Genomic DNA, 20,047 nt, shown 5'->3' with positions numbered 1-20,047 from the left:
GGCCCCGCCCGGGGGAATTCGGCGGGGCCGTGGGACCAGCCTGCGGCCGCTGTTTCAGAAGCGGTGTGGTTCGCTCACCCCCAGGAGATGACCGCGACTGGTTGCGATGCGGAGCACGCCCCGGAGAATCCCGGTCAGTTCCCCGGTCAACTGTCGTAGGTCCTCCGGGTTCGCGTCCTGGTGGTCGAGGGTGGCCGAAGCGTGCTCCAACAGGATGGCCGCCGCGTCGAGTTGGTCCTCTTCGATGTTGTCGGCCAGGCGGGACATGTAGCCGCCCTTGTCATCCGTGCTCAGGTAGCAGGGCTTGCCCTCCGGGCCCGACCACGGGAGGAGGCGCAGTTCGTTCTGTGCTGTCATCCTGCCGTCTGCCTCTCGTCGGGCGTGTGGTGGGTGGTGAAGACTGCGTCGGCTCGGTCCCCTGGGAAGACCAGAAGGGCCGCCTCGACCACTCGGCCGGTGCGGTCGGTTGCGACGCGCGTAACCGCCAGAATTGGCGCGGCGGAGTTGGTTCGGAGAGTCAATGACTCGTCCGACGTCGGCGGGCGGGCGCTTACCGTCTCCCGAATTGCAGCCGGCGGAGGACCGAGTACGGCGAATCTCTTGACTGCCTCCGGGCACGGGGATTCGTCGTCGAGCACTCCGGCCGGCGCCAGGTCGCGCGGGACGTAGATACGGGCCAGCCCGTGCGGTGACTCCCCCTCGTGGCTGACGCAGAAGAACTCCGCGAGAGGGCTGCCCGTCGGCACCCTCAGCAAGGTCGTCAGGTGTCCGTCGGCCTGAACCGTAGTGGTGCGAACGGTGACGCGTAGGGCCGGTTCGGCGGCGGTCCACGGGTCCAGCGTCCCCCAGCCACTCACGTACATGATCCGACGGAGAGGGCGACGGACGAAGTTGCCCTTGCCGTGGATCTTCTCGACGAGGCCTTCGCCCTGGAGCACCGCGAGGGCGCTCCGCAGCGTCACAGTGCTGGCCTTGTACCGGGAGGCCAAGTCAGTCTCGGACGGGAGTCGTTCGCCGGGCTTGAGGTGGCCAGTCGTGATCTGGTGCCGGAGATCGTCGGCGATGTCGTGATGGCGTGCAGGCACGGATCGGGTCACCGCCTTCTCAGCATCCGCACGGCAGCGAGCCGAGTTCGCGTGTGTATGGTCAGCAACTCGCCAGACTCGAAGAGGATTTGCTTCGCGCCTTGGGAAAGCTGGAAGAGATCTTGCACCCTGCAGGCCCGGCCACCGAGTTGGATGATGTCGCCGCGCTGCACGGTGGCCGCGGTCACCTCCACGTTGGATGCCAGCGTGCCGCCGGGTGCCCACTCCCTCACCGCTGCACCTCCGAGGGCGCGATCTGCCCGGACATCGAATGGCACGGGCAGTCACACGCTTCGTAGACCACCGGCAGGTCGACCGGCGCCGAGGCCGGCGAGGACTCCGCGCAGGCAAGGTGGGTGCCGATCCGGCATGCGGTGGACCGGTAGGGAACGGCCGAGGCGTCCGTGACGCGGGTCTGTCGACGGGGAGGCATCAGTGGACCCCCACCAAGGCCGGCCATGCGTCGGCCGGCAGATAGGGAGCGACGACTACTTCGCGCGTTCCCACGCGCTTCCCCCAGGCGAACACGTACGGGCGGACGAGCGCGATGTCCTCACCCCTGAGCGTTTGCCGGTGGTCCACGTCGTCGGAGGAACGCCAGGAGGCAGCCGTCGTCCTGTCCGAAGACAGGGAGGAGGCGGGGGCGGCCGAGGGCCCGGAGGTCGTTAAGGGGCGGCGGTGCCTGCCCCTGGGGAAGTGTCGCTCTCTGGTGAGCGAGACGGCACGGCGGATACGGTTGAGCACGCTGGTCAGCTCCTATCGCTGATGGCCCGGTCCCCCGACATCGCCCGTCGTGGGGACCGTTTTGCGTACGACCGCCCAGAGGGTGCGGCCGTTCATGCTGGTGGCCAGTAGCCCGAATCGATCGGCCTCCGCCACCACGTCCAGGACCTCCCGCCACGACTCGGTGGAGAGCGCGTCCGGCACCTCCGCTTCGACCGACGTATGCCGGGGGTGTTCCTCCACTCGCGTGAGGAGCCCGATAGCAGACAGCCGGGCGGCGAGGGCCGCCGCGCTAACTCCCGAAGCGGGCACAGGGCAGCCTCCGTCACCGGCGATCACTTTGAGTGAAGCTAGTTAACTAGATTAGAGCTAGTGGACTAGATTTTCCATATGCCTGAGCAACCGCCCTATCTCCGCATCGCCGACGAACTCCGGCGACGGATCGCGGAGCGCGTGTGGGAGCCGGGAGACCGCCTGCCCTCCCGCGCCCAGATCGGCGAAGAGTGCGGCGTGGGCGAGAACGTCGTACGCCGGGCGCAGGAGTTGCTGATCTCCCAAGGTGTGTTGGAGGGTCGCGCCGGATCGGGCACGTTCGTCGCCGAGCCTCGGCAGCGAGTGCGGGTGGTCCGTTCCTCGGCGCGTGAGCAGCCCGACGGGTCGCCCTTCCGTGCGGACATGAAGGCTGTCGGCAGGCAAGGGGACTGGGAGAGCCGGACCGACGCCAAGGTGCCGGCGCCTGCGGAGATCGCGGCACGGCTGGGCATCGCCGAGGGCGAGCTGTGCGTGCGTACGACGTACGAGTTTCTGGCGAACGGCAGGCCCGTGCAGTTGTCGACGAGTTGGGAGCCGTACGACCTCACGGCCGGCACCCTCGTCGTCCTCCCCGAGGGAGGGCCGCACGCCGGGGCGGGCGTCGTGAACCGCATGGCCGCGATCGGCATCACCGTCGGCCACGCCGTGGAGCAGCCGGAGCCGAGGCAGGCGACCGCCGAGGAGGCGTCACTCCTTGGCATCCAGAAGGCCGCCCTCGTCACGCACATTCGGCGGACGTACTACAGCGACGAGGGGCGGCCCGTGGAGACGGCGGACATCGTGGTGCCTGCCGCTCACTGCGAGATCGTCTACGAGATCCCGATCAACCGCTAGCCAGCGGCGAGCCTGCCACCCGATGGGGCCACTCGTGCGCAGGCGGACGTTGACCTCGTCTCAACACAAGCTCGAACATGGCACGTATGAGCAGAGATTGCGAAGTGATTGTTATCGCGTTCGGAGCCCGAGAGGTGATGGAGCCCCTTACCCAGCCCGACGAACATCGCGCGTGGCACCAGTGCTTCGAACCGATCCCCGGCATGGAGGCATGGGCCATCGACTTCTGGCGGCCCAACTGGACAGGGCTTCTGCCTCACTTGGAGAAGATGCCTTGGCCCTTCCCTGGCTCGGTCCAAGTCCTGCTTCGGGACCAGGACGACGACTGCTTCGGGCTCTGGATGCTGCATGAGGGCAGACTGAAGGAGGTTTCACTCCCATGCACTGTCAGGGAAGCCAATGACGTGGTTCCGCTGGGTTCTATTCTCACCCGTACTGACCGGGAAGGATGCTCCGGCGACTGACAACCGACCCGGCGGAAGCTGTCTGCCGAATGCGTGTCGAAGTCGCCGAACGTCCGCACTCAGCGCCCGGAAACGGCCAGGTCAGGCCTGCTCATCCGGTGGTCCGCTCAGGCGCCTTCTAAGCGCTTGGCCGCAGGTTCGAGTCCTGCCGGGGGCGCCAACACCCTCTCACCAGCAACGACAGGTGGGGGGCTTTCTCATGTCCAGCACGCACAGCGGTGTTCGGTCATGCGCCTCGCCGGCCGTCCCCCACGTAAAGTCGCCCTCGTTGACGATGAAGCGGAACCGAAGGGACCCGACGTGCGGCTGCGTTGTGCTGTGCTGGACGACTTCCAGGACGTGGCGACCGAGGTCGCCGACTGGTCACCGCTGGCCGACGAGGTCGACGTCGTCACCTTTGACACCCACTTCCCCAGCGAGGACGCGCTCGCCGCGGCCCTCGTCGACGTCGACATCGTGGTCACCCTGCGCGAACGCGTCGCTTTTCCCGGCTCGTTGATCACCCGCCTGCCCCGGCTGAAGCTGATCGTCGCCTCCGGCATGCGCAACACCGTCATCGACTACGCCGCCGCCGAGAAGCACGGCGTCACCGTGTGCGGTACGGCGAGCTCCTCCACCCCGCCCGTCGAGCTGACCTGGGCCCTGTTGCTCGGCCTCGCCCGGGGGATCGTCGAGGAGAGCAGGGCCCTGCGCGAGAACGGCCCCTGGCAGCGGACGGTCGGCGCCGATCTGCACGGCCGCCGGCTCGGGCTGCTCGGCCTCGGGAAGATCGGCAGCCAGGTGGCGCGGGTCGGCCTCGCCTTCGGCATGCAGGTCAGCGCCTGGAGCCAGAACCTCACCGAAGAGCGCGCCGACGCGGCGGGCGCCGACCTGGCCCCCTCCTTGCACGACCTCCTCGCCACCAGCGACTTCGTCTCCGTCCACCTGGCCCTCGGCGACCGCACCCGCGGTCTGCTCGGCCCGGCCGAGCTCGCCCTCCTCAAGCCGACCGCCTACCTGATCAACACCTCGCGCGCCGCCATCGTCGACCAGGACGCCCTCCTCGCCGCCCTGCACGAGGGCCGCATCGCCGGCGCGGGCGTCGACGTCTTCGACACCGAGCCCCTGCCCGCCGACCACCCGATGCGCACGGCCCCCCGCCTGCTCGCCACCCCCCACCTCGGATACGTCTCCCGCGCCAACTACACGACGTACTACGGCCAGGCCGTCGAGGACATCCAGGCCTTCCTCTCGGGCTCCCCGATACGTCGACTGCCCTGACGTCACTCCCCGTCCTTGTTCAAAACGGGTGATCTGCACCGAAGCGCCGTTACCAGCCGTGACGGGCGGCGTTGAAGGGGAGTGCGACGGCGCGTCCTGCCGTCGTACCCCCCGAACCAAAGGAGAACGTGATGTCTCGCATCGCGAAGGCAGCCGGAGTCGCCCTCGGCACCGGTGCCGTCATGATCGGCGGCGCCGGCATGGCCATGGCGGACGCGGGCGCCAACGCCGCAGCCGTCCACTCGCCCGGCTTCCTGTCGGGCAACGTCATCCAGGTCCCGATCCACATCCCGGTCAACGTGTGCGGCAACACCGTCAACGTGTTCGGCCTGCTGAACCCGGCGTTCGGCAACCACTGCGAGAACGGCAGTGGTGACCACAAGGAGACGAAGGACGCCGACAAGAAGAACGGCGCCCACAAGGAGCACCGCGCCGGTGGCCACAAGAGCGGCCACGGGCAGGGTTACGGCGGCTGATCGCCCGTACCCACCCCAGAGCCCCGGCACCTTCCGGCGCCGGGGCTCTTGTGTGTCCGGACGCGTGGTTCCGTGCCGCCGTACGGCCTACGCGTACCGGTAGATCCCGCCGTGGTCCTCGAGCTCGTCCGGGGTCACGTCCCACGGCGGGAGCTTCTCGTGGCGGGCGACGATGCGACCGCGCTGGGCGCTGCCCCGGCCGGGTGGGCCCGCGGGCAGATAGCGGTGGTCGCGGTGCCGTCGCTGCCAGCGCGACCAGCACAGGTCGACGAAGGCGTGGTGCATCCAGAAGACCGGGTCGTTGACGGAGGCGCCGCTCACCATCACCCCGCCGACCCAGCGGTGCACCCGGTTGTGGTTGCGCCAGGCGGCCGCGCCCTGGCCTCTCCCCCACCCCTCCAGCTTGTTGCGGAACCCCTTGGTGGACGTCGAGTTCCAGGGCGAGGTGTCGTAGACGGGGTCCTGCAGGGCCCACTCGAGGTCGCTGCGCGTGGGCAGCTCGATCGGATCGGCGGGACGCCCGAGTTCCCGGGTGAGGTAGTCCTCGTCGGTGATGCGCTCCTTGAGCGTCCAGTTGCCGGTCGCGTAGGCGAACGGTCCGGTCGTCACCCGCCGGTCCGGGGGCCGGCCGGTGCCGCCGAGCAGATCGTCCGTCCAGGGCGCCGCGCTCGTCGTGCGGTCGCGCGTCCAGTCCCAGTACGGCACGGTCACCGAGGAGTCGACGCGCCGCAGGGCCCGCTCCAGCTCCAGCAGGAAGCGACGGTGCCAGGGCAGGAAGGAGGGCGCCATGTGCGCCGTACGCAGTCCGTCCTCGCCGTCCGAGACGTAGAAGTCGATGTGCATCCGTACGAACTCGTCGTACTCGCCGCGCCGTTTCAGCTCCAGCATCGCCCGCACGAACCGCCGTTTCTCGGCCGCGGTCAGTGTGCTGACGTCCTTACGCGTGTACGCCACTGTGTCCCCCCATGTCCGCCCCGTCGCTGTACGTCTCCCGCAGCTGCTGTCCGGGTCCCAGTTCGTCGACGGCCGCCCGGGCGGCGTCCAGCACGGTGGCGTAGGACCGGTAGTGGTCGACCATGCTCAGCCAGGTGCCGTCGGCGCGGCGCATCAGATGCAGCGGGCGTCCGTCCACGGTGACGTGCCACCCTCCGGCGCCGAGAGCGCCGCGGGCGGCGGCCGCGGCGGTGCGGACTCCGCGGATCCGGCGGCCCCGGTACGTCTCGTCGAAGACGAGGCGGGCGGCCCGTTCGGCCGCGTGCGGCACCCGCGAGGCGAGGACGACCGGGGTGAGCGCCACCGCTACGGCGGCCGGGCCGAAGAGCCCGAGCAGCAGGCCCCGCCTGCTCCGGCGGGCGGGAGCGCCGCCCTCCGGGCTCGCCCGGGAGGGATCGGCGCCCACCGGTTCTCGGCCGACGCTCATGACCATCGTGTGCTCCTCGTCTCGTACGCAAGCGGGGTCGGGTTCCGTTGTCCGTACCGGTAACCGCCCGACGGCCTGCGCGGTCACCGTCCGAGGGCCCAAGGGGGTGAACTCCGCGCCCGGAGCGCCGACGGGGCCCGGACCGTGCCATGGTCCGGGCCCCGTCGGAAGGGTCGACGCGCTCTACAGTCCGGGCCCCGTGGTCAGGTCGGCGCCCGGCGCGGCCTGCACCATCGGCAGCAGGACGCCCGCCTCGGGGAGCTTCGGCTGCGGCAGAGCGCCGCTGCCGGGCTTGGGGACGGTCAGCGGGGCGTCCAGGGCCAGGCCCGGCGTCAGCGTGCGCACGTCGGCGGCGGGCGCGTCGAGGCCGAGGTGGTCGAAGTCGTCGTCGAGGACGTGCGGCACCGGCGCGGTCAGGTCGGCGCCGGGCAGCCCGCCGTTGACCGGCACGCGCGGAATCGTCCGCTCCGGCATGATCCGGCCCTCGACGAACTTCGGCGCCTCGGGGACGCCCGGCGTCGCCACCGGGATCTTCCCGCCGACCTCCGGCAGCTCCATGTGGAGAGCGCGCTCGGCGCCCTCCAGCGGCACGGGTACGGGGACCGTGCCCACCGCCGCGGCGGGGGACGCGGCAGCCCCCACCGCGGCCGCGATGCCCGTGATGACAACGGCAAGGGTTCCTCGGGTGGTCGACCTCATGGCAGATTCGGTCCCTTTCAGGTTTCGGCAGGCTCAACGTCCGTACCGGTAACGATCCTGGTGCGCTGACCAGCGCGAGATTCCCCCGGTTGCCGCAGTAGTACGACGTACGGCGGTCAGCTCGTCCAGAAGTCCCACCAGCGGGTCAGGACCAACATGCCGACGATCCCGACGTGCGACAGCGGGATCACCCAGGTGAACTCGGCGAAGAGAGCCCGCGACCAGCCGGGCGCGGGCAGGAACGCGTGGCGGACGGCGAACGAGGTGACGTACCAGAACAGGACGATCGTGGCGACCCATGCCAGGGCGCACCACAGACACAGGGCATTGATCCGGTACAGCGACTCGAACTGCAGCCACGACACGAAGCCGACGCCGAACAGGCAGCCGGCGTCGAAGGTCAGCCAGTACCAGCGTGGGAAGGCGGCGCCGGCCAGCAGGCTCATGCCGACGCAGATCACGATGCCGTACGCCACCAGGCCGAGCATCGGGTTGGGGAAGCCGAAGGCCTCGGCCTGGTCGCTCTCCATGACGCTGCCGCAGGACACCACCGGGTTCAGGCTGCACCCTGGGGTGAAGTCGGGGTCCTGCAGCAGCTTGAACTTGTCGAGGGTGATGACCCAGGAGGCCAGCAGCCCCGCCGCGCCGGTGAGCAGCAGGAGCAGGGCGAATCCGCGGCCGCCGCTCTCGGCCCGCCGCATCAGGAGCGCAGGCTGCGCGCCGGCAGGACGATGTGGGCGGCGGCCTTCAATGTCTCGTCGGACCCCGCGAACGCGGCCAGTTGGTCCGGGGTGACGGACGGGCCCGAGGCCTCGGGCCAGGGGCGGGTGGTGAACACGAGGCAGGCGTAACCGCGCTTGGCGACCGCCGCGAGCCATGGCGGCCGTACCGGGCACTTGGCGTTCAGCCCCGGCATGGTGACGACGGCGTGCCCGGCCACCACGAGCAGGGAGACCGGCAGGCTCGGCCTGGCGTTGCCGTCGACAAGGTCACCGCCGACGGGCAGGCCGTTGTCGTTCAGCAGCCTCTCGACAGCGGCGGTCGCGGCCTCGGGACCGTCGGGGGCGTCCCCGAGGGAACACGCGAGGAGGTAGGGCATGTCGTGGCCGTCGGGAGCCTCGCCGCTCCAGGCCATGATCACGAGAGTGCCGAGATCGGCGGTGCGCAGGGGGCGGGATTCGCTGGAGGTTGTGGTCACCGCGCGACCGTATCCACGGGCCGCACCGGGAGCGGGCCGTTTCTCACTCGGGCGGGGGAGCGCTGATGTCCTCTCCATCCGAACGAGGGAGGCGCCGCCGCGCCGTGCTGTCCGGCTCGAACAGCACGAAGGGCCGATCCCGGGCGGCAGCCGCCGCTGGGGAATCGGCCCCGGCGTGGAGATGACGTCACTTCCCCAGGGGAAGCCCGCCGAGGAGTCCGGGCTTGGAGTTCAGCTTGGCGGTCGCCTTCTTGGCGGTGTGGAGCGGCGACTTCTTCTTCTCGGTGTTCAGCACGTCCGACTGGTGCTGCAGCGGCCGCACGTCGAGGGGGCCCTTGGTGAGCGTGTTGAGGGCACCGTTGAGGCTGGTGGGTGTGAGGTCGGCGGTGTCCTGGGCGAACGCGGGCGCGGCGGCACCGGCGAGAACCAGGGAACCGGCAACGACAGCAGCGACCTTCAGGGACTTCATCATGTTCCTCTTCTCGGCAATTCATGTCATCGGGCGGGCAGTCCGACACCGTGTCCAACGAGTCCCGGCCGGAGCGGAAACTCCGTGCGCGGATATTGGGCTTTCATGAAAATGCCGAGTGCGCGCGTCTCACGACACGGGCAGTTGCGAGCTGCTGGGCAGGGAGGACAGGCCCGCCAGGTCGGGAGCGGGCAGTTCGGTGTCGAGCATGGTGGCGGCGACGGCGTCGACCAGGCCGTTGATCACGGCGGGGAGGGTGGACTCGACCTGGGTGGACTCTCCGGAGGTGACCGCCGTGATCAGGGCGTCGATCGCCTTCTCCAGGGCCTCGATCGCGTCGTCCAGCAGGTCGGCCGGCGCCTTGACGGACCGCGCCCCGGAGTCGCCGGCGTTCTGGATGAGCGTGAGCAGCAGGGAGGGGGTCGGCACCGTCGTGCCGTCCGTCGTAGTGCTGGACGTCGCCGTAGTGCCGGTCGTCGTGCTCGGCGTCGTCGTCATGCCCGTGGCGGGCGGGGTGACGGCGGCCGCCGAGGCCTCTTCGGTGATCTTCGCGGTGGCGTCCTTGACGGCGTCCCCGAGCTTGGCCGCCTGCTCGACGGAGATCTGGCCGTTGTCGGCCTTGAGCACGGTGTTCAGCAGGTCGGTGACCGGGGTGAGCACGCCGCCCAGCTCGGCCAGGGCCTCGACCTGGGGGCGCAGCGCGTCCGCGTGGGGGACGGGCACGGGCCCACGGGAGGCCGCCGCGGAGGGACCGGCGACCGCGACGAGAAGCGCGGCGCAGAGTGCGCAGGAGGTGATACACCGTGCGGGCAGACCACGCATGGGTGTTCCTTTCGATGTGCGTACGGATCTTGAGCCCACGGTGGAAGCGACCACCGCGCCCTGCAACCCAGCGATCACACCCTGACACCGCCCCACCTGCGCTCCTCGCGCATCGCCCCTGGTGAAAGGCGCGTCAAGACGAGGACCACCCTCTCCGCAGGCCACCCCCATCCGGGGAAACGCGAACCGGCCGCCCTCCCGTGGAGAGGTCCACGGGAGGGCGGCCGGCGAAGACGGAGAGCCGACGTCAGTCGTTCTCGCACTTGTTGCCGAACGCGGGGTTCAGCGCGGCGATGCCGTTGACGGTGTTGCCGCAGACGTTGATCGGGACGTGGATCGGGACCTGGATGACGTTGCCCGACAGGAAGCCCGGGGAGTGGGCGGCAACGCCCTGCGCGCCGCTGTCGGCGGCGGCGATGCCTGCGGTGCCCGCAACGGCGGCGGCCGCAACGGTGGTCAGGGCCAGGCCCTTCGCGATACGCGACATGGAGAGGTGCTCCTTGGGTTGACACAAACAACCGGGCGGGGATGCCCGGCGCTGTGTCAACGCGTGGCGCCCGCGCGGGTTGTGCCGCCAATGGGGTGATCTCACGAACGAACGTGCCTCACCGCTCCGACACACATGTCGGGTTTCACGGACTAAATGCGCATACCGGATAGGGTTGCGAAGCTCTTGAGGCACCCATGCAGCCAGCACATCGCATTCGTCACGTCACCTTCCCGAAAGGGCAATGCCGGTCATGCGTATTTCCCGGGTCCCGCTGTGCCACGTTGCGAGGGGCGGCGTCCGCTCGGCGGACAACGGCTTCGGCGGGTTCGAGGTTCTCAACTCCCGGACCGGGATGCGGAAGCGGTTGCACGGCCTCGGCGTGAACGCCCTCGATCACGCCTCCGATCTGTCCGAACTCGGCAAGGCGCTGCCGTCCGGTGGTGACCAGTTGGCCTTCCGGCTCGTTTCCCAGCGCGACGCGGCCTGGGCCGGCGTGCTCCTCGTCGCTGTTGCCGCCCGCGCGTAGGCGCCTTCCCTCCCGTCCCGAGCGCCGTCCGTGAGCGAGGAAAACGCGCATGCACCAGTCAGCCCCCGACCCCCGGCCGCGGGTTCTGCATCTGACCCAGCCCGTGGACGGCGGGGTCGCCCGTGTGGTGACGGACCTGGCCCGAGCCCAGCTCGCGGCCGGTCTGCACGTGACGGTCGCCTGCCCGGACGGTCCCCTCGCCCCCGCCGTGCGCGGGCTCGGCGCCGACGTACGGCACTGGCACGCCACCCGCTCACCGGGTCCGGCCCTCGTACGGGAGGTACGGCGGCTCGGTCAGGTGCTCGAGGACGTGCGGCCCGACCTGGTGCACGCCCACAGCGCGAAGGCCGGCCTGGTCGGCCGGCTCGCGGTACGGGGGCGGATCCCGACCGTTTTCCAGCCGCACGCCTGGTCGTTCGAGGCGGTCGGCGGGATGACGGCGGCGCTCGCACTGCGGTGGGAGCGATGGGGGGCGCGCTGGGCCTCGCAAGTGGTGTGTGTGAGCGCGGCGGAGCGCGCGACCGGCGTGCGCGCCGGGATCGGCGGGCGCTGCACGGTCGTTCCCAACGGCATCCGGCCCGAACGCTTCCACCCCGCCCCCGTCGACACCGTACGGTCCGGTGTCCTTCCCGGCGTCGATCCGGCGGCGCCCCTCGTGGTGTGCGTGGGGCGGCTGTGCCGGCAGAAGGGGCAGGACGTCCTGCTGGACGCCTGGGACAGCGTGTCGCGGCGTGTTCCGGACGCCCGGCTCGTGCTCGTCGGTGACGGGCCCGACCAGGAACGGCTGCGCGCCCGCGCACCGCGTTCCGTGCTGTTCGCCGGGGCCGTCACCGACACCGCGCCCTGGTACCAGGCCGCCGACCTGGTCGTACTGCCCTCGCTCTGGGAGGGCATGGCGCTCGCCCCGCTGGAGGCGATGTCCTGCGGGCGGCCCGTGGTGCTGACGGACGTGGACGGTGCCAGGGAGAGCCTGCCGCCCGCGCTCGTCCCCCGCTGCCTGGTGCCACCGGGTGATCCGAGACCGCTCGCCGAGGCGGTCACCACGCTGCTGCTCGACCCGTTGCTGCGCGAGGCGCTCGGCCACCAGGGGCGCCGCCACGTCCTGTCCACGCACGACGTACGGCTCACCGCCGAGGCGGTGGCGGCCGTGTACCGCGCCGTGCTCGGCGGCCCGGCCGCCGCAAGCGCCGTGCCCACCGAGTACAGGGAGTTCATCCACTCGTGACCGCGGAAAGTACCGTCCCCTCGCCCGGTGCCCAGCCACGGGATCCCGGTTTCGCGCCCCTGTTCGTCAAGCCGTCACGCGGCCCCGCAGCCGGCTTCCGCTTCCCGGCCCGCAGACCCCCGTCCCGCCCCGCCTCCCCCGCCCCGCTGCTCGCCGCGGACAGCGTCGCCGCCCTGCTCGGCGCGGTGCCGCTCGCCGGCACCGAGCACCAAGTGCTGCTGGTGGCACTGCTGGTGACCGCGTCGATGCTGCTGCGCCGGCACCCGACCCGGCCGGTACCGGGGATCCTCGACGAACTGCCCGCCGTGTGCGGCCGGATCGCGGTCGCCTGGCTGGCGGTCGCGGCGCTCGTCGCCGCGTACGCACCCCACCACGCCCTGTCCGCCCGCACCCTCGCCGCGGGCTTCGTGCTCCAGTCGGCGACGGCCTGCGCGACCCGGGGCACCGTGCACTGGCGGCGGCGCGTGCTGCGGCACGCCCGGCCGCGGGCCGCGCTGGTCGTCGGCCCGGCCGGGACCGCGCAGCGGGTGGCCGCCGCCGTGCTGCGGCATCCGCGGTGCGGGGTGCGGCCGGTGGGGATCGTGACCGAACAGCCGGACGGCGGCGGCCAGTTGCCGGTGCTGACGACCGGCGAGGAGGTCGAGCGGGCCCTCATCCAGAACGGTGTACGGGACGTCCTGATCGTCCATCCCTCCGTACGGTCCGCCCAGGGGCCGCTGCTGCGCGCGCTCGCCGAGTCGGGCTGCACGGTGTGGGAGGTGGAGCCGGACTCACCGTCGTACGCCTCGAAGGACCAGCTCGCCGGGTTCTCCTGTCGCCGGCTGGACATGGGCTCGCGGCGGCGCGGCGGCCTCGGCAAGCGGGCGCTGGACGTGGCCGTCTCCGGGACGCTGTTGCTGATGGTCAGCCCGCTTCTGCTGGTGTGCGCGGTGGCGCTGCGGCTGACCGGCGGGCCGGGTGTGGTGTTCCGGCAGGAGCGCATCGGCAGGGACGGCCGGCCCTTCACCCTGCTGAAGTTCCGCACCCACCGCCCGGTCGACGAGCACGAGGCGGCGACCCGCTGGAGTGTGGCGAACGAACACCGCATGCCGTGGTTCTGCCGCTTCCTGCGCCGCACCTCACTGGACGAGTTGCTCCAGCTGTGGAACGTCCTGTGGGGCGACATGAGCCTGGTCGGACCGCGCCCCGAACGCCCGTACTTCGTCGCCAAGTTCAGCCAGGCCCACCCGGGTTACGCGGCCCGCCACCGTATGCAGACCGGCATCACCGGTCTCTCCCAGATCCACGGTCTGCGCGGGGACACCTCCATCGAGGACCGGGCCCGCTTCGACAACGCCTACATCGACAACTGGTCGCTGTGGCAGGACATCTGCATCCTGCTGCGCACCGCGGCCGCGCTCGTGCGCCCGACGGGGAGCTGAGCACATGACCCACGCCCTGACCCTGCCCCGCGTGCGGCAGTGGCCCCCCGTCCTGCCCGTGGTCGCCGTGGTCGCCCTGCTCGCGCTGCCGCTCACACCGGGCGACGACGGCGGCCCGGGACCGGCCGACGCGCTCTCCGCGCTCGTCGTCGTGTACTGCGGGATCCGTCTCGTACGGGACCGGCGGCGCCCCCTGTCCCGTACGGCGGTCGTACTGCTGGGCCTGCCCGTGGCCGGGCTCGCGCTCGCCGCGACGGGGGCGGCCTCGCCGGGCGCGGGGATCGGCGGCATGGGCCGCTACCTCCAGGTGTTCGTGCTGGTCCCGGCCGCCGTCATGCTGCTGATCCGCGACCGGGGTGACTTCCGGTTGCTGGCCTGGGCGTTCGTGGGGCTCGCGCTGTGGCAGGGCGCGGTCGGCACGCATCAGTACGTGACGGGGACCGGCGCCTCGTACCAGGGCGAGGACATCCGGGCCGTCGGTACCTTCGGGGCGAGCGACGTGATGGGGATGGCGACCGTCGTCGCCTTCGGGCTGGTGTGCGCGGTGGGACTGGCTCTGGGCCGGACCTCCGTACGCCAGCGGGCGGTTGCCGCCTGCTGCGCGGTCGCGCTGGTGCTGCCGCTCGCGCTGTCCCTCAGCCGGGGCGCCTGGATCGCGACGGCCGTGGCGTGCGGGGCACAGCTGGTGCTGGCCGGGCCGCGGCGGGCGCTGAAGGTGGTGGCGGCCGCGGCCGCGACGGGCGTGATCCTGGTGGGCGGGCTCGGATGGGGCTCGGCGCTGCTCCAGGAGCGGATCGACAGCGTCACACGGGTCACCGACGCACCCGACCAGTCCGTCACCGACCGCTACACCCTGTGGGCGGCGGCGGCCGGCATGTGGCGCGAACAGCCGCTCACCGGCGTCGGGTTGAAGGGTTTCCCCGAGCACCGGGACGCGCACTCCTCGCTCGCGCTGTCCGCGGGCAGCGACACGGAGGGCGCGGGCGCGGACTTCCGCAAGCAGCCGCTGCTGTCCCCGCACAACATGTACCTCCTCGTCCTCGCCGAACAGGGCCTGCTCGGTCTGCTCGCGCTCGTGGGCTGCTGGCTGGGCCTTCTGACGCGCGGGCTGTACGGGCTGTTCCGGGTACGGCGTGACGGCCCGGGGCTCGACTGCGCACTCGTCGCCTGCGGCCTGTTGATCTGGCAGCTGACCGACTTCCTGTACGCCGACATCGGCGGCCCCTCGACCGTGCTGACAGCGGTGTGCTTCGGGCTGGTGGCGTGGTGGGCGCTGATCGCGAGCGCCGGAACGACGGCAAGGGCCACGGTGCGATGAAGGTGACACCCTCCAGGCCCGACGCGCACGCCGACACCATGGTGGTTCCCCCCGCACGCACCGCCGACGCGAGCGAACTCGCCCCCGTCTCCGGGGGGTTCCTCGCCAAGGCCACCCTGATCACGGCCGCCCTCTCGATCGTCGGAGCCCTGCTCGGGCTGGTCCGTGACCAGGCGCTGGCCCGGCTGTTCGGTGCCGGGAGCGAGACGGACGCCTTCCTGGTGGCCTGGACCGTGCCCGAGTTCGCCTCCACCCTGTTCATCGAGGACGGGCTGTCCTTCGCGCTGATCCCGGCGTTCAGCCTGGCACTGGCCCGCCGTGCGCAGGGCGCTCCCGGCGACCCGGTCCGCTCGCTGGTGGCCGCCACGCTCCCCTGGCTGGCGCTGGCCTTCGTCGGTGTGTCCGCGACGGTCATCGGCGCCGCCCCCTACCTGGTCCAGGCCCTGGCACCGGGGCTGCCCGACCCGGGCCTCGCCGTCGACTGCACCCGGCTGACCGCGCTGAGCGTGCTGGGCTTCGGTCTCGCCGGGTACTGCAGTGCAGCCCTCAGGGCGCACCGGACCTTCCTCGCGCCGGCCGCCATCTACGTGGCCTACAACGCCGGCATCATCACCGCGATGTTCGTGCTCGGCGGGCAGTGGGGCGTGCGCTCGGCGGCCGTCGGGGTCGCGGTGGGCGGCGGACTGATGGTGGCGATCCAACTGCCGTCCGTCTGGCGGCAGTCGCGACGCCGGGCAGCGCCCCGGATCGCGTCCGCCGGGGCGCCCGGGCAGAGCATGACGCTGGCCATGGTCGCCACCGTGCTCCTCTTCGCCCTGTGCCGGCAGTCCCAGGTCCTCATCGAACGCTTCCTCGCCTCCGCCCTCCCGGCCGGCGCCATCTCGCACCTCAACTACGCGCAGAAGGTGGCACAGATCCCGATGACGCTGTCGCTGATGCTGTGCACGGTCACCTTCCCGGTGGTGGCGCGGGCACTGGCCGACGGCGACACGGAACGGGCCCGGGACCGCGTGGAGCGGGACCTGGCGCTGGCCGCGTGTCTGGTGCTGCTCGGCGCGGCCACGGTGATCGCCTGCGCCCCGCAGATGGTCGAACTCCTCTTCCAGCGAGGCGAGTTCACCGCGGCGGACACGGCGGCGACCGCGGAGGTCATGCGCGTGTACGCACTCGGGCTGCTCAGTCAGACGCTGGTCGGGTGCCTGGTCCGGTCGCACTTCTCGGCGGGCCGCTCCACGTGGTATCCGCTCGGCGCGATGGCCCTCGGCATCGTCACCACCGCCGGCGTCGGCACCTGCACGGTGGGTCCGTGGGGAGTGGCCGGGATCGCCGCCGCCAACGCCGTCGGCATCACCGTCACGGCCATGGTGCTGCTCGCCGGCATGGGTGAGCGCAACGTCCCGATCCGCACCCGGCGGGTTCTCACCGGGCTGAGCAGGACGCTGTGCGCGGCGGTCGCCGCGACCGTCGCCGGCGCGTTCGCGGCGAGCCGGTTCGAGGCGGCGGTACCGGGTCTGGCCGCGGGTTCCACGACCGTGGTCGCCGTCTTCGTCCTGTTCGCCAGGGCCCTGAACGTCCAGGGCGTGGCTTCCGCACTGCGTTCCGTACGCACCGTCACCCGAAGGCTCCCGTATGCCCGTTTCCGCTGACAGCGCCCCTCCCAGAGGCCCGGTGCCCTGGGTGGCGATGTACCACTCCGTGGGCGACGACTCGAACGACCCCTACCGCGTCACGGTCACGCCCGAGCGGCTGGACCGGCAGCTGCGCTGGCTGCGCGGACGCGGCCTCACCGGTGTCTCCGTGTCCGACCTGCTGGCCGCCCGCGCCCGAGGCGAGGGACGCAAGCTGGTCGGACTCACCTTCGACGACGGTTACGCCGACTTCGTCGACCACGCCCTGCCGGTACTGCGCCGGTACGGCTTCGGCGCCACGCTCTTCGCGCTGCCGGGCCGGCTCGGCGGGGACAACGCCTGGGACCGGCTGGGTCCGCGCAAGCCGCTGCTCACCGCGGACGGCATCCGGCAGGCGGCGGCCGAGGGGGTGGAGATCGGCTCGCACGGGCTGACCCACGTCGACCTGACCAAGGCGGACGACGCCCTGGTGAAGGCCGAGGTCGTCGAGAGCCGGGCCACGCTCGAGCAGTTGACGGGCTCTCCCGTCAACGGCTTCTGCTACCCGTACGGCTCGATCGACCAGCGTGCCGTGGACGCCGTCCGCGACGCCGGTTACACCTACGCCTGCGCGATCGACCCCGGCCCTCTGAACGGCCCGTACGCACTGCCCCGCCTGTACGTCGGGCAGGGCGACAACGCCGTACGCCTGTTTCTGAAGTACCGGCTGCACCGCCTGCGCCGACGCCCTGTCGAGGGGGTCTGACATGCGGGTCCTTCAGGTCATCACCGGCCTGGGCGTCGGCGGTGCCGAGCAGCAGCTCCGGCTCCTGCTGCGGCACCTGCCGGTCGACTCCGAGGTCGTCACGCTCACCAACCCGGGCGCCGTCGCCGACGGGCTGGCCGCCGACGGGGTACGGGTGACCCACCTGGGGATGGCCGGAAACCGGGACCTGGGCGCACTGCCCCGCCTGGTCCGGCTGATCCGCTCGGGCGGCTACGACCTCGTGCACACCCACCTCTACCGTGCCTGCGTCTACGGCCGGCTCGCCGCGCGCCTCGCGGGCGTCCGGGCGATCGTCGCCACCGAACACTCCCTGGGCGACTCACAGATGGAGGGCCGCCCGCTGACGGCGGGGGTACGTGGGCTCTACCTGGCCAGTGAGCGCCTGGGCCGGACCACGGTCGCCGTCTCCCCGACCGTCGCCGAACGGCTGCGGCGCTGGGGCGTTCCGGCCCCCCGGATCGAGGTCGTCCCCAACGGCGTCGACCTGGACCGCTTCCGCTTCGACCCGGACCGGCGCCTGCGCACCCGACAGCGGCTGGGCCTGCCCGAGACGGCCTATCTCATCGGCGGCATCGGCCGCCTCACGGCCGCCAAACGCTTCGACGTCCTGATCCGGGCGCTTGCCCGACTCCCCGCGGACCACTGGCTGTTGCTGGTCGGCGGCGGACCGGAGGAGCACGCGCTGCGGCGGACCGCTCAGGACGCCGGGGTCATGGACCGCGTGCTGTTCACCGGCGAACGCCCCTACGTCCCCGACGGCACCCCCGGCCCCGACCTGCCCTCCCTCACCTCGGCGATGGACCTGCTCGCCTCAGCCTGCCCGGAGGAGACCTTCGGTCTGGCGATGGTGGAGGCGCTGGCGTCGGGGCTGCCCGTCCTCTACTCCTCCTGCCCGGCGATCGAGGAGCTGCCCACGCACACCGCGGCGGCCGCGCGCCTCGTCCGGGGCGGCCCCGACGCCTTCGCGCGGGCCGTCACCGCGACCCGGGCCATGGGCCCGGGCCCGCGCACCGCGCCCGAGGCCGCCGACCGCTACAGCATCACCCGCAGCGCCGATCGCCTGATGAACGTCTACACGGCCGCGGTGGCCGCCCCTTCCATGTCTCCATCACCTCAGGGAGTCCCTTCCTCATGACCGAGAACCCCACCGGACCGAGCCACCCGGCCACGGGCCTGGCCCGCGTCAGGACGCTGCCGCCCTGGTCCCTGCTCGCGGCCGGAACCCTCGTCGGGGGCCTGCTCGGCGGGGTGTACGGCCTCGCCGAGCCGCCCGAGTACACCGCCACGTCCTACGTCGTCGCCGTCCCGACCGCGAAGTCCGACCCGGCGTCCGCGACCGGCTTCGCGCAGGCCTACGGCCGGGTCGCCACGCAGCTCGCGGTGCTCGGGGACGCGCAGGTGTGGGCCGGGGTGCCGGTGCGTACGCTGAAGTCGAGCGTGCGGACGGCGACCTCGCCGGACGCCCCGATGGTCGCCATCACGGCCACCTCCACCCGCCCCGACCTCGCCGCCGACATGGCCAACGCCGTCTCCCGCGCGCTGACCCGGCACGCGAACGACACCAAGGACGCCACCCGCGTCGAGCTTCAGCAGTTCGCCCGGGCCATCAAGCCCAGCGAGCCGTCCTCCGCCTCCCCGACCCTGATCGGCCTGGTGGGTGCGAGCGCGGGCGGCCTGCTCGGCGGGCTGGCGCTGCTGGCCCGGCCCAGGCGTGCCGGGGACGCGTCCGGGCGCCCCGCGTCCGTACCGGGTCCGGCCCTGGCCGCCGACACCCACGGGCAGCTGTGACGTACCGGGCGGAACTCGTCACCACAGAGCGGGACTTCGCCCAACTGGCGGCGCAGTGGGGTGACCTGTACCGCCGGTGCGGGGCCGCCACCCCCTTCCAGAGTCACGCCTGGCTGCACTCCTGGTGGCTGTCGTACGGCAGACGCGGGCGGCTGCGGCTGGTGCTGGTGCGCGACGGGGCCGAGCTGGCCGCCGCCGCGCCGCTGATGCGCGTGGACCGCCCGGTGCCCTCGCTGGTGCCGCTCGGCGGGTCCATCTCCGACTACGGGGACGTCCTGCTGGACGACGAGCGCGGCCCGGAGGCGGTCACCGCGCTCGCCGGGGGCCTGTCCGCGGCCGCTCGCACCGCCCTGATCGACCTCCGCGAGGTCCGCCCGGGCGGGGCCGCCGAGCGGATCTACGGCCACTGGAGCGGGCCCCGACGCCGGGTGGACGACTCGGTGTGCCTGGAACTGCCCGCCGTGTCCATGGACGAACTGATCACGCGCCTGCCCACGGCCAAGGCCCAGCAGCGGGTCCGCGCCAAGCTGCGCAAGCTGACCGCGCTCGGGATCCAGCGGCACACCGTGACACCGGACGAGGTGGACAAGGCGCTGCGGCGGCTCATCGAACTGCACGCACTCCAGTGGGAGGGCCGCGGGGTGACGCCCGAGCATCTGCGGCCGCGGTTCCGCGAACACCTGGTGCGCTCGGTCGCGCCGATGGTGCGCTCCGGGGACGCGGTGGTCACCGAGTTCCGCCTCGACGACGACGTGGTGGCCGTGGACCTGACCCTGCTGTCGCGGCGGCTCGCGGGCGGCTACCTGTACGGCGCCCACCCGTGTCTGCGGGAACGCAGGGCGGACGTGGCGGTGATGCTGCTCGACGCGTGCAGCCGGCACACCCAGGACGGCGGGCACGGCGCGCTGAGCCTGCTGCGCGGCAACGAGCCGTACAAGCACCACTGGCGGCCCGAGGCGGTCGTCAACCAGCGGCTGCTGCTGGCCCGCCGCCGCACGGCCCCGCTGCTGGCGGCGGTCGAGTGCGACGTGGCCGCGCGGCGGCGGGGCAAGGAACTGCTGCTCCACTGGCAGGAGCGGAAGGAGCGCCACGGTGGCGGCGGGTCCTGAGGGAGTCCGCCGCC

The 20,047-nt window shown here is 72.0% G+C and carries 24 protein-coding genes, 1 tRNA gene and 1 pseudogene; 13 read left to right on the top strand and 13 right to left on the bottom strand.

Annotation, left to right across the window (positions count from 1 at the left end; genetic code table 11):
* Positions 1-54 precede the first annotated feature (54 nt).
* From BFN33_RS35325 to BFN33_RS35305, 5 genes are all read right to left on the bottom strand, one after another.
* Positions 55-357 carry a hypothetical protein gene (locus tag BFN33_RS35325; RefSeq protein ID WP_069764269.1) on the bottom strand — a complete coding sequence of 101 codons (303 nt, stop codon included), beginning with the start codon at positions 355-357 and terminating at the stop codon, positions 55-57.
* Entirely contained in the window at positions 354-1,097 is a 744-nt protein-coding gene (locus BFN33_RS35320; protein ID WP_069764268.1) for a GntR family transcriptional regulator, read from the bottom strand. Before BFN33_RS35320 ends, BFN33_RS35325 begins: the two co-directional genes overlap by 4 nt.
* Positions 1,094-1,318, bottom strand: coding sequence for a hypothetical protein (locus tag BFN33_RS54715; RefSeq protein ID WP_069764267.1), 225 nt, complete (start codon positions 1,316-1,318; stop codon positions 1,094-1,096). The genes BFN33_RS35320 and BFN33_RS54715 overlap by 4 nt, the downstream gene beginning before the upstream one ends.
* Before the next feature lie 199 nt (positions 1,319-1,517).
* Positions 1,518-1,829, bottom strand: coding sequence for a hypothetical protein (locus BFN33_RS55625; protein WP_069764266.1), 312 nt, complete (start codon positions 1,827-1,829; stop codon positions 1,518-1,520).
* A 12-nt stretch (positions 1,830-1,841) separates the two neighbouring features.
* Positions 1,842-2,120 carry a hypothetical protein gene (locus tag BFN33_RS35305; RefSeq protein ID WP_069764265.1) on the bottom strand — a complete coding sequence of 93 codons (279 nt, stop codon included), beginning with the start codon at positions 2,118-2,120 and terminating at the stop codon, positions 1,842-1,844.
* A gap of 78 nt (positions 2,121-2,198) precedes the next feature.
* Here BFN33_RS35305 and BFN33_RS35300 point away from each other — a divergent pair, with 78 nt between their 5' ends.
* The 4 genes from BFN33_RS35300 to BFN33_RS35285 all read left to right on the top strand — a co-directional run bounded on the left by BFN33_RS35300 (position 2,199) and on the right by BFN33_RS35285 (position 5,154).
* Complete coding sequence (locus tag BFN33_RS35300; protein WP_069764264.1) at positions 2,199-2,954, top strand: GntR family transcriptional regulator; 756 nt, start codon at positions 2,199-2,201, stop codon at positions 2,952-2,954.
* A gap of 526 nt (positions 2,955-3,480) precedes the next feature.
* A tRNA-Ser gene (locus tag BFN33_RS53380) sits at positions 3,481-3,578 on the top strand.
* A 140-nt stretch (positions 3,579-3,718) separates the two neighbouring features.
* Positions 3,719-4,678 carry a D-2-hydroxyacid dehydrogenase family protein gene (locus tag BFN33_RS35290; protein ID WP_069764262.1) on the top strand — a complete coding sequence of 320 codons (960 nt, stop codon included), beginning with the start codon at positions 3,719-3,721 and terminating at the stop codon, positions 4,676-4,678.
* 131 nt (positions 4,679-4,809) lie between these two features.
* Positions 4,810-5,154: a chaplin gene (locus BFN33_RS35285; RefSeq protein ID WP_069764261.1), complete on the top strand. Its 345-nt coding sequence runs from the start codon at positions 4,810-4,812 to the stop codon at positions 5,152-5,154.
* An 87-nt stretch (positions 5,155-5,241) separates the two neighbouring features.
* Here BFN33_RS35285 and BFN33_RS35280 read toward each other — a convergent pair whose 3' ends face one another.
* The 8 genes from BFN33_RS35280 to BFN33_RS35245 form a co-directional block, all read right to left on the bottom strand.
* Positions 5,242-6,108, bottom strand: a complete 867-nt coding sequence (locus tag BFN33_RS35280) for a tyrosinase family protein (protein WP_069764260.1) — start codon at positions 6,106-6,108, stop codon at positions 5,242-5,244.
* Complete coding sequence (locus tag BFN33_RS35275; protein WP_069764259.1) at positions 6,092-6,580, bottom strand: tyrosinase family oxidase copper chaperone; 489 nt, start codon at positions 6,578-6,580, stop codon at positions 6,092-6,094. The genes BFN33_RS35280 and BFN33_RS35275 overlap by 17 nt, the downstream gene beginning before the upstream one ends.
* Before the next feature lie 177 nt (positions 6,581-6,757).
* Positions 6,758-7,273 carry a hypothetical protein gene (locus BFN33_RS35270; RefSeq protein WP_069764258.1) on the bottom strand — a complete coding sequence of 172 codons (516 nt, stop codon included), beginning with the start codon at positions 7,271-7,273 and terminating at the stop codon, positions 6,758-6,760.
* 116 nt (positions 7,274-7,389) lie between these two features.
* On the bottom strand, positions 7,390-7,974 hold the full coding sequence (locus BFN33_RS35265; protein ID WP_069764257.1) for a vitamin K epoxide reductase family protein: 585 nt from the start codon (positions 7,972-7,974) through the stop codon (positions 7,390-7,392).
* On the bottom strand, positions 7,974-8,471 hold the full coding sequence (locus tag BFN33_RS35260) for a DUF5949 family protein (RefSeq protein WP_069764256.1): 498 nt from the start codon (positions 8,469-8,471) through the stop codon (positions 7,974-7,976). Before BFN33_RS35260 ends, BFN33_RS35265 begins: the two co-directional genes overlap by 1 nt.
* A 187-nt stretch (positions 8,472-8,658) precedes the next feature.
* On the bottom strand, positions 8,659-8,940 hold the full coding sequence (locus BFN33_RS35255; RefSeq protein ID WP_069764255.1) for a hypothetical protein: 282 nt from the start codon (positions 8,938-8,940) through the stop codon (positions 8,659-8,661).
* 129 nt (positions 8,941-9,069) lie between these two features.
* Entirely contained in the window at positions 9,070-9,762 is a 693-nt protein-coding gene (locus BFN33_RS35250) for a hypothetical protein (protein ID WP_069764254.1), read from the bottom strand.
* A gap of 247 nt (positions 9,763-10,009) precedes the next feature.
* Entirely contained in the window at positions 10,010-10,249 is a 240-nt protein-coding gene (locus tag BFN33_RS35245) for a chaplin (protein ID WP_069764253.1), read from the bottom strand.
* Between the two features lie 385 nt (positions 10,250-10,634).
* Here BFN33_RS35245 and BFN33_RS54710 point away from each other — a divergent pair.
* The 9 genes and pseudogenes from BFN33_RS54710 to BFN33_RS35200 form a co-directional block, all read left to right on the top strand.
* Positions 10,635-10,778 (top strand): annotated as a pseudogene (locus BFN33_RS54710) (DUF3344 domain-containing protein); the annotation flags it as partial.
* A gap of 49 nt (positions 10,779-10,827) precedes the next feature.
* Positions 10,828-12,003, top strand: coding sequence for a glycosyltransferase (locus BFN33_RS35235; RefSeq protein WP_069764251.1), 1,176 nt, complete (start codon positions 10,828-10,830; stop codon positions 12,001-12,003).
* Positions 12,000-13,424, top strand: a complete 1,425-nt coding sequence (locus BFN33_RS35230) for a sugar transferase (protein WP_069764250.1) — start codon at positions 12,000-12,002, stop codon at positions 13,422-13,424. The genes BFN33_RS35235 and BFN33_RS35230 overlap by 4 nt, the downstream gene beginning before the upstream one ends.
* 4 nt (positions 13,425-13,428) lie before the next feature.
* The gene (locus BFN33_RS35225) at positions 13,429-14,742 is read left to right on the top strand and encodes an O-antigen ligase (RefSeq protein ID WP_069764249.1); all 1,314 of its coding nucleotides are present in this window, start codon (positions 13,429-13,431) and stop codon (positions 14,740-14,742) included.
* Positions 14,739-16,388 carry a lipid II flippase MurJ gene (gene murJ / locus BFN33_RS35220; RefSeq protein ID WP_069764306.1) on the top strand — a complete coding sequence of 550 codons (1,650 nt, stop codon included), beginning with the start codon at positions 14,739-14,741 and terminating at the stop codon, positions 16,386-16,388. The genes BFN33_RS35225 and murJ overlap by 4 nt, the downstream gene beginning before the upstream one ends.
* On the top strand, positions 16,372-17,115 hold the full coding sequence (locus BFN33_RS35215; RefSeq protein WP_079141154.1) for a polysaccharide deacetylase family protein: 744 nt from the start codon (positions 16,372-16,374) through the stop codon (positions 17,113-17,115). Before murJ ends, BFN33_RS35215 begins: the two co-directional genes overlap by 17 nt.
* Position 17,116: 1 nt before the next feature.
* Positions 17,117-18,271 carry a glycosyltransferase gene (locus BFN33_RS35210; protein ID WP_069764248.1) on the top strand — a complete coding sequence of 385 codons (1,155 nt, stop codon included), beginning with the start codon at positions 17,117-17,119 and terminating at the stop codon, positions 18,269-18,271.
* Positions 18,268-18,924 carry a lipopolysaccharide biosynthesis protein gene (locus BFN33_RS35205; RefSeq protein ID WP_069764247.1) on the top strand — a complete coding sequence of 219 codons (657 nt, stop codon included), beginning with the start codon at positions 18,268-18,270 and terminating at the stop codon, positions 18,922-18,924. Before BFN33_RS35210 ends, BFN33_RS35205 begins: the two co-directional genes overlap by 4 nt.
* On the top strand, positions 18,921-20,033 hold the full coding sequence (locus BFN33_RS35200; RefSeq protein WP_069764246.1) for a GNAT family N-acetyltransferase: 1,113 nt from the start codon (positions 18,921-18,923) through the stop codon (positions 20,031-20,033). Before BFN33_RS35205 ends, BFN33_RS35200 begins: the two co-directional genes overlap by 4 nt.
* Positions 20,034-20,047: the final 14 nt, after the last annotated feature.

Source organism: Streptomyces sp. LUP47B, assembly GCF_001746295.1.
Lineage (GTDB): Bacteria > Actinomycetota > Actinomycetes > Streptomycetales > Streptomycetaceae > Streptomyces.
Note: the sequence above shows the minus strand (reverse complement) of the source record. Positions and strands in the feature narration are given on the sequence as shown.